Origin of the sequence: Micromonospora sp. NBC_01405 (assembly GCF_045040155.1) — a bacterium.
In the GTDB taxonomy this organism is placed as follows: domain Bacteria; phylum Actinomycetota; class Actinomycetes; order Mycobacteriales; family Micromonosporaceae; genus Micromonospora.
The window spans coordinates 2,735,606-2,748,888 of sequence record NZ_CP109532.1 but is presented as its reverse complement, the minus strand read 5'-3'; the positions used below and the strand labels follow the sequence as shown (position 1 = coordinate 2,748,888).

Here is a 13,283-nt window from a genome sequence, read left to right as displayed (position 1 = left end):
CGTGACCTGCGGGTACGGATCGGCGGCCAGCGGCACGGATCGGTCCGGACCCGTCGCCACCCCCGCCCCGGGTCGTTGTACCTCTCGGTACGGCGCTGGTCGACAACCCGCCGCACGGATCGGCAACCGAGCGAGGCAGGCGAGACGATGACGACGATCGGGTCAGAGAACCTCACCAACGGTCCGGGCAAACCGGAGCGGTTCGGCGGCAAGTACCGCGGGGCCCGCCGGGACACCGTGCTGACAGAGGTGGTCTCCACCGACACCGATTTCGGTGGCAGGGAAGGCGGGGCGCCAGCCCCCGAGCAGGCCGGGCCGCCGCTGTCGCTGCCCTCGCTGGACCCGAACCCGCTCACCGAGCCGTCGTTCCCGCCGGCCGGCTGGCCGACCGGGTCGGCCGAGTCCCTGGCCGACCACCCGTTGCTGCGCGGCCTGCTGCTGGAACTGCCGCCGAAGGGGAGCGTGCCCCCGCCCGGCTGGATGGACCGCTGGTTCGAGGCGACCCGGGCGATCCTGGAGCTGCTATACGTGCAGGGGACCGGCCACCCGCGATGACCCCGGCTGCTGCTGGGGCAGCGCCCGCTCGGCCAGCCGGCTGTGGCGCAGCGCGTGTCGTACCCCGATGGCGGCGACACCCAGCGCGCCGACGGTGACCGCGACCCCGGTCGTGCCGGGCCCGGCGAAGACCCCCAAGCCGCTGGCCGAGAGCACACCCGGGACGGTGGCCAGGCCGGTGACCTGGAGCGGCAGGCCGACGAGCGGATGGGCGGCGGCGGCCCGCAGGCCGTGCGGGGCTGGGGCATGCGGTGCCGTGGCGAGGGCGCCCGCGCCGGTCCGCAGCCGGCGGATCCGCCGGGCGGTGCACACCGCGACGAGCAACGCGGGTGGGGCCGCCAGCGCGAGCCCGGCGGCGGCCCGGTCCACCGTGCCGGCACCGGCGCTCTGCAACCCGGCGGCCAGCACGCCCGCCGTCAGGCCGAGGCCGGTCAGGGTCAGGGCGAGCACCCATCCGGTACGCCGGTGCAGTGCTCGGGCGCGGTCCAGCCGGGGCAGCCGGTCGGCGAGGAACCCCGCGGCCAGCCAGACGCCGGCGACCGGCAGCAAAACGATGAGATGCCCATCCATGCGCCCAGCCTCGCCCAACCCGGCCCCGGGGCGAATCCGGGCCAGCCCCCGGTTCGTCCCGCAACTGCCACCAGTAGGGGGCGGGGGTTGGCGGGAGGCGCCCTGCTCTCGTCCGCTCCCTTTGGAGCTGCCCCGTCTGCGCGGGCGGAGCCGTTAGCATGTGGCCGGTGCGCCAGCCAGTGGATCGTGAACCGGTGATCCTCCAGGTCGCCACCGCGCAGCTCTGGCCGGTCGTCGAGCGGCTGGGCCAGCTCTACCGGCACGACCTGTCCGAGTTCCGCGGCATGGTTCCGCGCGCCGACGGGCTCTTCGCGTTCGACCAACTGCCCTCGTTCCTCGGGGCGGCCGACCGGGTGGCCCACCTGATCCGGTGGGGCCGCACCGTGGCCGGGTTCGCGCTGACCCGGCACCCGTCCGACGGTCCGTCCTCCGTCGCCGCCTTCTTCGTCGTACGCGCGTTGCGTCGCCGGTCGGTCGGTCACCGCGCCGCGTCGGAGCTGCTGCACGGCCGCCCGGGTGGCTGGGAGATCACGTTTCAGGAGGAGAATCCGGGGGCGGCGCGGTTCTGGCGGGCGGTCGCCGCCTCCGTCGGGACGGGTTGGCGGGAGGAACGCCGGCCGGTGCCGGGCAAGCCCCAACTCCCGCCCGACACCTGGCTGCTGCTCGACGTTCCCACCCCGGCCTGAGCCCCACCCCCGGCCCGCGCTGGGGCGGTGGCGTGGACGGGGCAGCTCCACAGGGCCCGGACCGCGCCCGCCGGCGGCCCGAGGACGAAGCCGGTCGGACCGCGAAGGCCGGTCGGACTGCGAAAGCCGGTCAGACGGCGAAGGTGGCCGGACGCTCGGCGGCCGGGGTGGGCGGCTTCGCCTTCCACAGGCCGGTCTTCTGCGCCGCCAGCCGGCCCAGGTAGGCCGGGTTGAGGATGACGTACCGGCGCCAGAGCCGCTTCGGCTCCAGGCCGAGCCGCCAGAACCATTCCAGCCCGGCCCGCTGCATCCACGGCGGCGGCTTGCGGAGCAGGCCGGCGTGGTAGTCGAAGGCAGCCCCGACCGCCATCAGCGGCATGTCCAGCAGGGGCCGCATGGCGTACGCCCAGACCTCCTGGCGGGGGCAGCCCAGCCCGACCAGGACGAGCCGGGCACCGCTGGCCCTGATCCGGTCGGCGATCTCGACGTCCTCGCCCGGCTGTACGGCCCGGAACTTCGACGGCTCCACCCCGGCGATCTTCAGGGCCGGGAACATCCGCTCCAGCTCCGGGATCAGCCGGCCCAGGGTGTCCTCCGTCGAGCCGTAGAGGTAGACCGGCAGGCCCTCCTCGGCGAAGCGGCGCAGCACGTCCAGGGTCAGCTGCGGGCCGTAGACCCGGTCGGCCAGGCCGGCGTGGTGCAGCAGGTTCAGCGCCCAGCGCACCGGCTGCCCGTCCGGGGTGACCACGTCGAACGAGTTGAGCCGGGCGTTGTGCGCCGGGTCGAGCACGCCGGTCATCACGCCGTGCACGGCGAGCGCGGTCAGCGCCAGCGGCCGGCGCTCGCGCGCCGCGGCCACCACCCGCTCGGTCGCGCCGGCGTAGTCGGTGGCGTCGACCAGGACGCCGAGGACGTTGCGCTTGCTGTCGACGGTCACGCGCCCGGAACCCACTTGTCCACGTTGGCCTCGTGGATCTCGCGCGCGATCATCGGCACGTCGTAGACCTGCTTCCACTGCGGGTAGTCGGCCTGGAACGCCTCGTTCGAGCCGATCCACCACTTGTGGTCGCCGACCCGGTTCGCCTCGTCGTACTCGGTGATCATTTCCTGGCCGGTGATCTCCTCGGCCAGGGCGAAGACCTCGCGCATCGAGATGTTGGAGTGCCGGCCGCCGCCGAGGTTGTAGACGGCCGCCGGGCGCGGGTCGCGGAAGAACGCCTCGAACGCCGATACCACGTCCGAGCTGTGGATCGCGTCCCGGACCTGCTTGCCCTGGTAACCGAAGATCCGGTACGTGCGGCGCTCCATGTTGGCCCGCATCACGTACCCGAGGAAGCCGTGCAGCTCGGTCGCGGAGTGCGCCGGGCCGGTCAGCGTGCCGCCCCGGAAGCAGGCGGTCCGCATCCCGAAGTAGCGGCCGTACTCCTGCACCATCACGTCGGCGGCGACCTTGGACGCGCCGAAGACCGAGTGCAGGCAGGCGTCGATCGACATGTCCTCGCGGATGCCCTGCTCGTACGGGTGCCCCGGCTCGATCTCCCACCGGGTCTCCAACTCGACCAGGGGGAGGCTGTTGGGGCGGTCGCCGTACACCTTGTTGGTGGAGCAGTGGATCACCGGCGCCTCGACGCAGTGCTCGCGGACGTTCTGCAGCACGTTGAGGGTGCCGCCGGCGTTGACGTCGAAGTCGGTGAACGGGTCCCGGACCGCCCAGTCGTGCGACGGCTGCGCGGCGGTGTGGATCACCACGGCGATGTCGCGGCCGTACCGGGCGAAGAGCTTCGCCAGCGAGTCGCGGTCCCGGATGTCGATGCTGTGGTGGGAGTACGCCCCGCCCAGCTCCTCGGTCAGCCGCCGGACGTTCCACGCGGTCGACGCCTCGGCGCCGAAGAACTCCTGCCGCATGTCGTTGTCGATGCCGACGACGTCGAGACCGAGGCCGGCGAAGTGCCGGACCGCCTCGGAACCGATCAAGCCGCCCGACCCGGTCACCAACGCGACACTCACACGCCACTCCTGGTCCATAGGAGGCAGGGAAACGATCGGAGCATAGCGTGACGTCCGGCACCGGCCGGACGCGACGCGGGCCCCCGCAACGACTCGAGGGCCCCGCATCGCTGCGGAGCCCTCGATCTGGTGGGGAAGGGGGGAGTTGAACCCCCACGTCCTTTCGGACACACGGACCTGAACCGTGCGCGTCTGCCATTCCGCCACTTCCCCGTGGCTGACCGGGAAACTGTAGCTTGCCCCGGCTCCGCCGTTGTCAGCGGCCCGGAACATCCTACGGTCTTTCCGACCCTGGCCACGACCGGTTACCGTTCGTGGCGGACGAAACTGTAGCACGAGGGCACCGGCCCGCCCGAGCGGGCCGGCAGCGGGCGGCCGAGCGGCGTGTGAGCTGCACGCGCGCCGGCCGGATACCATCATGTCCTCGGGACCCGAGGAGGAGCCGGTGAGCGTGCTGCAACGCTTTGAGAAGCGTTTGGAAGGCCTGGTCGAGGGAGCCTTCGCCAAGGTCTTCAAAGGGGTGGTTCACCCTGTGGAGATCCTCAACGCCATGCAGCGGGAGGCCGAGGCGCACAAGGCGATCCTGGCCGGTGGGCGAACGCTGGTGCCCAACCGCTACGTGATCGATCTCTCGCCCTACGACCACAGCCGTCTGGCGCCGTACGCCGCCGCGCTGGCCCAGGAACTGGCCCAGTCGCAGGCGGAGTTCATCGGCGAGCAGGCCTGGACGGTCTACGGCGACGTGATCGTCGAAATCGAGCGCGGCGAGGGCCTCGACACCGGAATGTTCCGGGTCACCGCCGAGGTCTACACCGGCGGCGACGTCGCCCCGGTCTCCGCGCCCGGCTACGACCAGGGCGGTTACGACCAGGGCCCGCCCGCCTACCCGGCGTACGACCAGGGCGGCGGCTACGGCCCCCCGCCGGGGCACGGCGGCGGGCGCAACGTACGGCTGGTCTCCGGCGACGGCCGCACCTATCCGCTCCAGATGGGCTCGACGGTGATCGGCCGCGGCGACCAGGCCAACCTGCGCCTGCCGGACGTCGGCATCTCCCGGCGACACGCCCGGCTGGACTTCGACGGTGGTCAGGTTGTGCTGACCGATCTCGGGTCGACCAACGGCACCATGGTCAACGGCCAGCGGGTCTCCGCCGTCGCCCTCAACCCGGGCGACATGATCCAGCTCGGCACCACCACCCTGACCTTCCGCGTGGACGGCTGATCCGCCTTGCCGGAACTCGTCATCACCGTCGCCCGGTTCGGGTTCCTCATCCTGCTGTGGATCTTCGTGTTCACGGTGGTCGGCGTCATCCGCCGGGACCTGTTCGCAGGCGCCCGTTCGGGTCGGCTGGTGGCCGCGCCACGGGCGTTGGGAGCCTCGACCGGGCAGCCACAGGCCAAGCCGGCGAAGGTGAAGCGGGGCCGGGCCGCGCACCAGCTGGTGGTGACCGCCGGGCAGCTCGCCGGCACCCGGATCACCCTGGGTGAATCGCAGATCACCATTGGTCGGGCCGAGGATTCGACCCTGGTCATCACCGACGACTACGCCTCCGCGCGACACGCCCGACTCGTGCCGCGTGACGGGCAATGGTTTGTCGAGGACCTCGGATCGACTAACGGCACCTACCTGGATCGCGCTAAGGTCACCGGACCAACCCCCGTCCCCCTCGGCGTGCCGATCCGAATCGGCCGCACCTCTCTCGAATTACGGCCATGACTCTGACCCTGCGCTATGCGGCCCACAGCGACCGCGGTCTGATCCGAGACGGTAACCAGGACTCCGTCTACGCCGGACCGCGGCTTCTCGCCGTCGCCGACGGCATGGGCGGCATGGCCGCCGGTGACGTCGCCAGCAACATCGTCATCGGTGCCATGGAGCCGCTCGACCAGGACGTCCCCGGTGACGCCCTGGTCGACGCGTTGCGCTCGGCCGTGGGCACCGCCAACCAGCAGCTCCGCGACACAGTGGACGCCAACCCGCAGCTGGAGGGGATGGGCACCACGCTGACCGCGACCCTCTTCTCCGGCACCAAGCTGGGTATGGTCCACATCGGCGACTCGCGGGCCTATCTCCTGCGCAACGGCGAGTTCGCGCAGATCACCAAGGACGACACGTACGTCCAGATGCTCGTCGACGAGGGCCGGATCAGCGCCGAGGAGGCGAGCAGCCACCCCCAGCGCTCGTTGCTCACCCGGGCGCTCGACGGCCGCGACATCGACCCGGAGTACAGCGTCCGTCAGGTGCTGCCCGGCGACCGCTACCTGATCTGCAGCGACGGCCTCTCCGGCGTCGTCAGTGCGGAGACGATCGGCGACACCCTGCGCGAGTACACCGACCCGCAGCAGTGCGTCGAACGGCTGGTGCAGCTCGCGCTGCGCGGCGGCGGCCCGGACAACATCACGGTGATCATCGCCGACGCCACCGCCCACGACATCGTCGAGGCGAGCCCGATCGTCGGTGGCGCCGCCGCCCGCGACCGGGGCATGGCCACCTCCGCCGACATCTCCACGCCCGCCGCGCGCGCCTCGGCGCTGTCCGCGCCCCGGCCGCCCGCACCCGAGGAGCCGGCCGAGGAGGACGACGACCGTCCGAAGCGTCGCCCGCTGCGGACCACCGCGATGCTCCTCGGCCTCGTGGTCATCCTCGGTGGCGTGCTCTTCGCCAGCTGGAGCTACACCCAGCGGCAGTACTACGTCGGCGCCACAGAGCAGGGCGATGTGGCCGTGTTCCGGGGCGTCCAGGGGCAGGTCGCCGGCCTGGACCTCTCGGCCGTGCACTCCACCAGCCCCGCCCGGCTGGACGACCTCACCCTGGCGGCGCAGGAGCAGGTCAAGCAGGGTATCCCGGCCAAGAACGAGCCGGACGCCGAACGCCGGCTGGCCGAGCTGACCAGTGACGACCCGGCCAACCCGAACCTCAAGCCGATCTGCCCGGCGGGCCCGACGGCGACGACGGATCCGGCCAACCCGGGCCCGGCGACCCCCACCCCCGGGGCGAGCCGTACCGCGGTCGCCAGCGGCGAACCCGCCACGCCGAGCGGCACGGCGACGCCATCAGCCGCAGCCACCCTGACGTCCTCGCCCACCACGACACCCGACGCTCCGCCCTCCGACACGGCCACGCCGGCCGACCCCGCCGGCTGCCGATCGCCCGAGTGAGTGTCGGCTGAGAAAATCCGAGGACCATCCGTGACCGCAGCGGCCGTACCGGCAGTCTCGCCCGCCACGACGGGCGAGCAGTCCGGCGTACGCATGGCCAGGTCGCGACGCAACGCCGAACTGTCCCTGCTGCTGCTGGCCCTGGTGATCGTGGCCGCGTACGGCGCGACGGTGGAGGCGACCGTGCTCGACACGGTCACCCCGGACTTCTGGGTCCCGACCGCCGTGCTGGCGGTCGTCTTCCTCGCCCTGCACGTGGTCATCCGGTTCCTCGCGCCGTTCGCGGACCCGGCCCTGTTGCCGGCGGTGGCCCTGCTCAACGGGATCGGGGTGGGCTTCCTACGCCGGCTCGACCTGGCCAAGGCCACCCCCGGGGAGCGGGAGTCGCTGGCGATCTTCGCCGGCAACGGCGGCCGACAGTTCGCCTGGACGCTCGCGTCGGTGTTCCTCGCAGCCGTCCTGCTCGCGTTGATGCGCGACCACCGGTCGATCTCGCGGTACGCGTACACCCTGGGCCTCGCCGGCATCGTGCTGGTGATGATCCCGGCGGTGCTGCCGGCAAGGTATTCCGAGATCTACGGCGCGAAGCTGTGGATCCGCATCGGCGGCTTCAGCATCCAGCCCGGCGAGTTCGCCAAGCTGGCGCTGCTCGTCTTCTTCGCCTACTACCTGGTGCGCAAGCGCGAGGTGCTGTCGCTGGCCAGTCACCGGGTGCTCGGCATCGACTTCCCGCGCGGGCGGGACCTCGGCCCGGTGCTCGCGGTGTGGGTGTTGAGCGTGCTGGTGCTCGTCTTCGAGAAGGACCTGGGCACCTCGCTGCTCTACTTCGGCATGTTCGTGGTGACCCTCTACATCGCCACCGAACGGGTGAGCTGGCTGCTCATCGGCCTGATCCTGTTCTTCGGCGGGGCCTATCTGGCGTACGTGCTGGGTGGCGTGATCGGCGGGCCGTTCGCGAACTTCCACCTGCGCGCCGAGATCTGGCTGGACCCGTTCGCCGACCCGTACGAGGACGGCTACCAACTGGTGCAGGGCCTGCTGGCGCTCGGCAGCGGCGGCCTGTTCGGCGCCGGGCCGGGCGGCGGGCAGCCGCTGGAGATCCCCGAGGTGCAGAACGACTTCATCTTCGCCGGCATCGGCGAGGAGATCGGCCTGTTCGGGCTCTCCGCGCTGCTGGTGGTCTACCTGCTCATTGTGGAGCGGGGGCTGCGGGCCGCCCTGGCGGTACGGGACTCGTTCGGCAAACTGCTCGCCGGTGGCCTGGCCTTCACCCTCGGCCTCCAGGTGTTCGTGATCGTGGGCGGGATCAGCAAGCTGATCCCGCTGACGGGTCAGACCACCCCCTTCCTGTCCGCCGGTGGCTCGTCGCTGATGGCGAACTGGCTGCTCATCGCGGTGCTGCTACGGGTCTCCGACGGCGCGCGCCGTCCGCTGGCCGGGGCCGGCGGCTCCGCGGCCCGACCCGGGGGCGGCCCGCCCGAGCAACTGCACGGTGCCCCCACGGAGGTGATCCGGCCGTGAACGCACCCCTGCGCCGCGTTGGCGTCGTCGCGATGGTCCTGTTCGGTCTGCTCTTCGCGAACCTGAACTGGATCCAGGCCTACAAGGCGGACGAGTACCGCAGCAGCGACTACAACGGCCGGGTCCAGGTGGCCGAGTACGAGCGCAAGCGCGGCAACATCGAGGCCGGCGGCACCGCCCTGGCCACCAGCAAGGAGACCGGCGGCAAGCTGCGGTTCCTGCGGACCTACCCCGGCGGGGAGAAGTACGCGCACGTCCTCGGCTACAAGCCGGTCAACCTCGGCGACACCGGCATCGAGCGGGTGGAGAACGACTTCCTCGCCGGCACCAGCGACGCGCTGATCGCCAACCGGATCAAGGACATGTTCACCGGCGACGAGACCGGCGGCGGCAACGTCCTGCTCACCCTCTCCAAGCGGGCCCAGGACGCGGCGTACAACGGGCTGGCCGACAACGAGGTCGGGGCGAAGAAGGGCGCGGCGATCGCGTTCGACCCGCGTACCGGTGCGGTGCAGGCGCTGGTCTCCATGCCCAGCTTCAACCCGAACCCGCTGGTCAGCCACGACAGCAACGAGGCGACGGCGGCGTACAACAAGCTGGACAACGCTCCGAACGGCCCGCTGAAGAACCGGGCACTGTCGGAGGTGTTGCCCCCGGGGTCCACCTTCAAGATCGTGGTGGCCGCCGCTGCTCTGGAGAACGGCGTGGGCAAGAACACCGAGATCCCCGCCGGCTCCAGCTGGACCCCGCCGACCTCGGGCACCCCGATCCGCAACGCCGTGCCGTCGATCTGCCCCGAGGACCAGGTCACCCTCCTCGACGCGGTCACCGAGTCCTGCAACACCGGCTTCGCCCAGCTCGGCGTCAAGCTCGGTGCCGACAAGGTGAAGGAGAAGGCCCGCCAGTTCGGCTTCGAGCAGGACGACCTCACGGTCGGCCAGCTCGGCGAGGACGGGCTGCCGACGGCGGCCAGCCGCACCGGAACGATGCAGGCCCCCGACGGCGCCACCGACCCGGCCGCGCTGGCGCAGTCCTCCATCGGGCAGCGCGACGTGAGGATGACCCCGCTCCAGGGGGCGCTGATCGCCGGGGCGGTCGCCAACGGCGGCAGCCAGATGCGGCCGTACCTGGTCCGGCAGCTGCTCGCCCCGGACCGCACCACCAGCTACTACACCGCCAAGCCGCGGGAGCTGCGCCAGCCGGTCAGCGGCCCCGTCGCGTCGGACCTGCGCGACATGATGGTCAGCGTGGTGGAGAACGGCAGCGGCCGCAAGGCGAAGATCGACGGCTACCGGGTCGGCGGCAAGACGGGCACCGCCCAGTCCGGTCCGCAGACTCCCGACCACGGCTGGTTCATCGGCTTCGCGTTCGACAAGAACGGCAACCCGGTCTCCGCGGTCTGCGTGATGCTGGAGGAGGCGGGCGCCGGCGGCAGCGCCGAGGCGGCCCGGATCGCCGGCAAGATCATGCAGGCGGCGATCGCCGACCCCGGGGGCCGCTGACATGCTCAGCCCCGGCGTCCAGCTCGGCAACCGCTACCGCCTCGACGAGCGGATCGCCAGCGGCGGCATGGGCGACGTGTGGCGCGGCACCGACCAGGTGCTGGGCCGAACGGTCGCGGTGAAGAGCCTGCTCCCGGCGCTGCTGGACGAGCCGGGCTTCGCCGAGCGGTTCCGTGGCGAGGCGCGCACCATGGCCACCATCAACCACCCCGGCGTGGTCGACGTCTACGACTTCGGCAGCGACCAGCACATCGCCTTCCTGGTGATGGAGTACATCGAGGGCGACGCCCTCTCCTCCACGCTCGGCCGGGTCGGCCGGCTCACCCCGGCCCGCACCATGGCGCTGCTCGCCCAGGCCGCCGACGCGCTGCACGCGGCGCACTGCAAGGGCATCGTGCACCGTGACGTCAAGCCGGGCAATCTGCTCGTCCGGCCGAACGGGACCCTGGTGCTGACGGACTTCGGCATCGCCCGCTCCGAGCTGGTCGGGCAGCTCACCGCCGCCGGCTCGGTGCTCGGCACCGCCTCCTACATCTCCCCCGAGCAGGCCACCGGCGCGGTCGCCACGCCCGCCTCCGACGTGTATGCCCTCGGCGTGGTCGCATACCAGTGCCTCGCCGGACGGCGGCCGTTCGAGGGCGACAATCCGCTCGAGATCGCCATGAGGCACGTCCGGGACGCGCCCCGGCCGCTGCCTGGCGACATCCCGCCGTCGGTACGGGCGATCGTCGAACGGGCGATGGCCAAGGACCCGACCGCCCGCTGGCCCAGCGCCGCAGCCCTGGCCGGGGTGGCCCGGCAGGCGAAGCTCGCGCTCGGCCAGCAGTCTCGCACCGCCGGGCACCTCGGCCAGATCTCCGCCGCGCCGGCGTCCCCGGCGGCCCCGCTGGCCCGCGCCCAGGTGCCGCCCGCCACACGCCAGCCGCCCCGTCCGCCCGCAGTGGCGCAGCGGCCGGTCCCGACGTCCGCGCCACCGCAGCCCCGGCCTCCGGCCGCCGTACCCCGGCCGCCGGTCGTCCACCAGCGGCGTCCGCCGGTCACCCACCAGCAGGCGCAGCCTCCGGCGGCCGTTTCCCGTCCGCCGGTCGCCAGCCCGCCGGCCTACCCGCGCGGTGCCGCAGCCGTGCCACCGGCCCCGGTCCGGCAGCCCGGCCCGATCGGGTATGCACGGCAGCCCGGCCCACCGCCGGCCCCCCCGCAACGGTCCAGTTCAGGGTTTGTCCTGCTGTTCGTCGTGCTGGCCGTGGTGGTCCTGCTCTGCTCCGGCGTGATCTCCTACAACTTGCGGAAGAACGCGGCGGCCGGTGATTCCGGCGTCCTCGGCATCCGGGCCGTGACCTCCGGTGCGTCGGCGGCCGGCGAGGGCGACGAATCCTCCCGGACGCCGTACCGTCGGGTGGAACGGCTCCTGCCGGGTGGCGGCGAGACGACGACGAGCGAAGGACGACAGACGCGATGACAGCGCAGGCCCGCCTGCTCGGTGGCAGGTACCAGGTCGGCGAGCTGCTCGGCTACGGCGGCATGGCGGAGGTGCACCACGGCCGTGACCTCCGGCTCGGTCGGGACGTCGCGATCAAGATGCTCCGGGCCGACCTGGCGCGGGACGACACGTTCCAGATGCGGTTCCGTCGGGAGGCGCAGAACGCCGCCTCGCTCAACCACCCGGCGATCGTGGCCGTGTACGACACCGGCGAGGAGACCGGGCCCACCGGCGAGACGCTGCCGTTCATCGTGATGGAGTTCGTCAACGGGCGGACCCTCAAGGAGCTTCTCGGCGTCGAGGGGCGCCTCCAGCCGCGCCGGGCGCTGGAGATCTGCGCCGACATGTGCGCCGCGCTGGAGTTCAGCCACCGGCACGGCATCATCCACCGGGACATCAAGCCCGGCAACGTGATGCTCACCCAGACCGGCCAGGTCAAGGTGATGGACTTCGGCATCGCCCGGGCCCTGGCCTCCGGCGTCACCTCGATGACCCAGACCAGCGCGGTCATCGGCACGGCGCAGTATCTCTCCCCGGAGCAGGCGCGCGGCGAGGCCGTCGACGCCAGATCCGATGTGTACGCGGCCGGCTGCGTGCTCTTCGAGTTGGTCTGCGGCCACCCGCCGTTCGTGGGGGACAGCCCGGTCAGCGTGGCGTACCAACACGTCCGGGAGGCCCCGCCGATCCCCAGCGACATCAACCCGGATGTCACCCCCGCGATCGACGCGATCGTGCTGAAGGCGCTGTCGAAGAACCCGCTCAACCGGTACCAGAGCGCCGGCGAGATGCGGGCCGATCTGCTCCGGGCGGCGGCCGGCCGACCGGTGATGGCCACCCCCGTGATGCAGGAGGCCGAGACCGCTCCCATGGCGGCCGCCGGATCGGGGTACCCGACCCAGGTCGTCGGCGGCGCGGCCACCCGGCAGCAGCCGCCGGCCCGCGTCGGCGACCCGCGGCAGCGCAGGGCCTCCTCCTGGGTGATCGCCACCTTCGCCGCGCTCGGCGTGCTCGCCGTGATCGCCCTGGTCGCCGGCATCCTGCTGAACCAGGACAACACCGAGAAGACCGGTGTCCCCGACGTGGCGGGCCAGACCAGCGCAGCTGCGGTGGCCGCGATCGAGGGAGCCGGCCTGGTTCCCACCGTCGGCGACCCGGTCTTCGACAGCACCTGCAAGAAGGACACCGTCGTCAAGCAGGAGCCGTCAGCGAGCACCGAGCTGGAGAAGGGCGAGGGGGTCACCATCCAGCTCTGCGGCGGCAAGCCGGAGGTGGCGATCCCGCCCGCCCTGGTCGGCTCCCCGTTCAAGAACGTCGAGCAGCAGCTCAAAGGGCTGAAGCTTCAGGTGATCAAGAAGGTGGTGAGCAACGAGGCCGCCGAGGGGAACGTCACGGAGGTCGACCCGCCCTCCGGCACCATGGTCGCCGAGGACACCAAGGTGACGGTGACGGTCTCCAAGGGCAACATCCGTGAGGTGCCGAACGTCGTCGGCTCCTCGGCGGAGAACGCGAAGCAGGAGTTGGAGCGGGCCGGCTACGTGGTGAAGATCGTCGACGGTGACGAGGTGCCGGCCGACCAGGCCGGCAAGGTGTCCGGCCAGAACCCGCGGGGGGGCACGAGTCTCGAGAAGGGCAAGCGGGTGACCATCGAGGTCGACGTGCCCGAGCCCAGCCCCGAGCCCACCGAGCCGACCGCGAGCCCGCCCACCACCAGTCCGACCCCGTCGACGGGTGGTGGCGGCGGCGGACAGCCGTTCCCGACCCCACCGATCCGGCTCCCTGAGCGGTGACCCCCGAACCCGGCCC

12 protein-coding genes and 1 tRNA gene are annotated in these 13,283 nt (G+C 72.1%); 9 read left to right on the top strand and 4 right to left on the bottom strand.

Annotated features, from left to right (window positions below; all coding sequences use genetic code 11):
- The first annotated feature begins 147 nt into the window (after positions 1-147).
- The gene (locus OG559_RS11470) at positions 148-555 is read left to right on the top strand and encodes a hypothetical protein (RefSeq protein ID WP_405115009.1); all 408 of its coding nucleotides are present in this window, start codon (positions 148-150) and stop codon (positions 553-555) included.
- Here the strand turns inward: OG559_RS11470 and OG559_RS11465 are convergent.
- Positions 523-1,125, bottom strand: a complete 603-nt coding sequence (locus OG559_RS11465; RefSeq protein ID WP_405115007.1) for a hypothetical protein — start codon at positions 1,123-1,125, stop codon at positions 523-525. The two genes, OG559_RS11470 and OG559_RS11465, sit on opposite strands and share 33 nt — an antisense overlap.
- Positions 1,126-1,292: 167 nt before the next feature.
- On the opposite strand from OG559_RS11465, the gene OG559_RS11460 reads away from it, so the two are divergent.
- The gene (locus tag OG559_RS11460) at positions 1,293-1,811 is read left to right on the top strand and encodes a GNAT family N-acetyltransferase (protein ID WP_405115005.1); all 519 of its coding nucleotides are present in this window, start codon (positions 1,293-1,295) and stop codon (positions 1,809-1,811) included.
- A gap of 130 nt (positions 1,812-1,941) precedes the next feature.
- Here the strand turns inward: OG559_RS11460 and OG559_RS11455 are convergent, their stop codons facing one another.
- From OG559_RS11455 to OG559_RS11445, 3 genes are all read right to left on the bottom strand, one after another.
- Positions 1,942-2,748 carry a WecB/TagA/CpsF family glycosyltransferase gene (locus OG559_RS11455; protein ID WP_405115003.1) on the bottom strand — a complete coding sequence of 269 codons (807 nt, stop codon included), beginning with the start codon at positions 2,746-2,748 and terminating at the stop codon, positions 1,942-1,944.
- Positions 2,745-3,818, bottom strand: a complete 1,074-nt coding sequence (locus OG559_RS11450; RefSeq protein ID WP_405115001.1) for an NAD-dependent epimerase/dehydratase family protein — start codon at positions 3,816-3,818, stop codon at positions 2,745-2,747. Before OG559_RS11450 ends, OG559_RS11455 begins: the two co-directional genes overlap by 4 nt.
- Positions 3,819-3,945: 127 nt before the next feature.
- Positions 3,946-4,031, bottom strand: a tRNA-Leu gene (locus OG559_RS11445).
- A gap of 205 nt (positions 4,032-4,236) precedes the next feature.
- Here OG559_RS11445 and OG559_RS11440 point away from each other — a divergent pair.
- The 7 genes from OG559_RS11440 to pknB all read left to right on the top strand — a co-directional run bounded on the left by OG559_RS11440 (position 4,237) and on the right by pknB (position 13,267).
- A complete protein-coding gene (locus tag OG559_RS11440; protein WP_161688773.1) occupies positions 4,237-5,040 on the top strand; it encodes a DUF3662 and FHA domain-containing protein in 804 nt (267 codons plus the stop codon).
- 6 nt (positions 5,041-5,046) lie between these two features.
- Positions 5,047-5,535, top strand: coding sequence for an FHA domain-containing protein (locus OG559_RS11435; RefSeq protein WP_405114999.1), 489 nt, complete (start codon positions 5,047-5,049; stop codon positions 5,533-5,535).
- The gene (locus OG559_RS11430; protein WP_405114997.1) at positions 5,532-6,977 is read left to right on the top strand and encodes a protein phosphatase 2C domain-containing protein; all 1,446 of its coding nucleotides are present in this window, start codon (positions 5,532-5,534) and stop codon (positions 6,975-6,977) included. The genes OG559_RS11435 and OG559_RS11430 overlap by 4 nt, the downstream gene beginning before the upstream one ends.
- Positions 6,978-7,070: 93 nt before the next feature.
- Positions 7,071-8,498: an FtsW/RodA/SpoVE family cell cycle protein gene (locus OG559_RS11425; protein ID WP_405116583.1), complete on the top strand. Its 1,428-nt coding sequence runs from the start codon at positions 7,071-7,073 to the stop codon at positions 8,496-8,498.
- Positions 8,495-10,000, top strand: coding sequence for a peptidoglycan D,D-transpeptidase FtsI family protein (locus OG559_RS11420; RefSeq protein WP_405114995.1), 1,506 nt, complete (start codon positions 8,495-8,497; stop codon positions 9,998-10,000). Before OG559_RS11425 ends, OG559_RS11420 begins: the two co-directional genes overlap by 4 nt.
- Before the next feature lies 1 nt (position 10,001).
- The gene (locus tag OG559_RS11415; RefSeq protein ID WP_405114993.1) at positions 10,002-11,459 is read left to right on the top strand and encodes a protein kinase domain-containing protein; all 1,458 of its coding nucleotides are present in this window, start codon (positions 10,002-10,004) and stop codon (positions 11,457-11,459) included.
- The gene (pknB, locus tag OG559_RS11410; protein ID WP_405114991.1) at positions 11,456-13,267 is read left to right on the top strand and encodes a Stk1 family PASTA domain-containing Ser/Thr kinase; all 1,812 of its coding nucleotides are present in this window, start codon (positions 11,456-11,458) and stop codon (positions 13,265-13,267) included. Before OG559_RS11415 ends, pknB begins: the two co-directional genes overlap by 4 nt.
- The last annotated feature ends 16 nt before the right edge of the window (positions 13,268-13,283 follow it).

Excerpts from the sequence above, each read along its gene's own strand:
- OG559_RS11470 (WP_405115009.1), top strand. The coding sequence starts at position 148 with ATGACGACGATCGGGTCAGAGAACCTCACCAACGGTCCGGGCAAACCG.
- OG559_RS11465 (WP_405115007.1), bottom strand. The coding sequence starts at position 1,125 with ATGGATGGGCATCTCATCGTTTTGCTGCCGGTCGCCGGCGTCTGGCTG.
- OG559_RS11440 (WP_161688773.1), top strand. The coding sequence starts at position 4,237 with ATGTCCTCGGGACCCGAGGAGGAGCCGGTGAGCGTGCTGCAACGCTTT.
- OG559_RS11430 (WP_405114997.1), top strand. The coding sequence starts at position 5,532 with ATGACTCTGACCCTGCGCTATGCGGCCCACAGCGACCGCGGTCTGATC.
- OG559_RS11425 (WP_405116583.1), top strand. The coding sequence starts at position 7,071 with ATGGCCAGGTCGCGACGCAACGCCGAACTGTCCCTGCTGCTGCTGGCC.
- OG559_RS11415 (WP_405114993.1), top strand. The coding sequence starts at position 10,002 with ATGCTCAGCCCCGGCGTCCAGCTCGGCAACCGCTACCGCCTCGACGAG.
- pknB (WP_405114991.1), top strand. The coding sequence starts at position 11,456 with ATGACAGCGCAGGCCCGCCTGCTCGGTGGCAGGTACCAGGTCGGCGAG.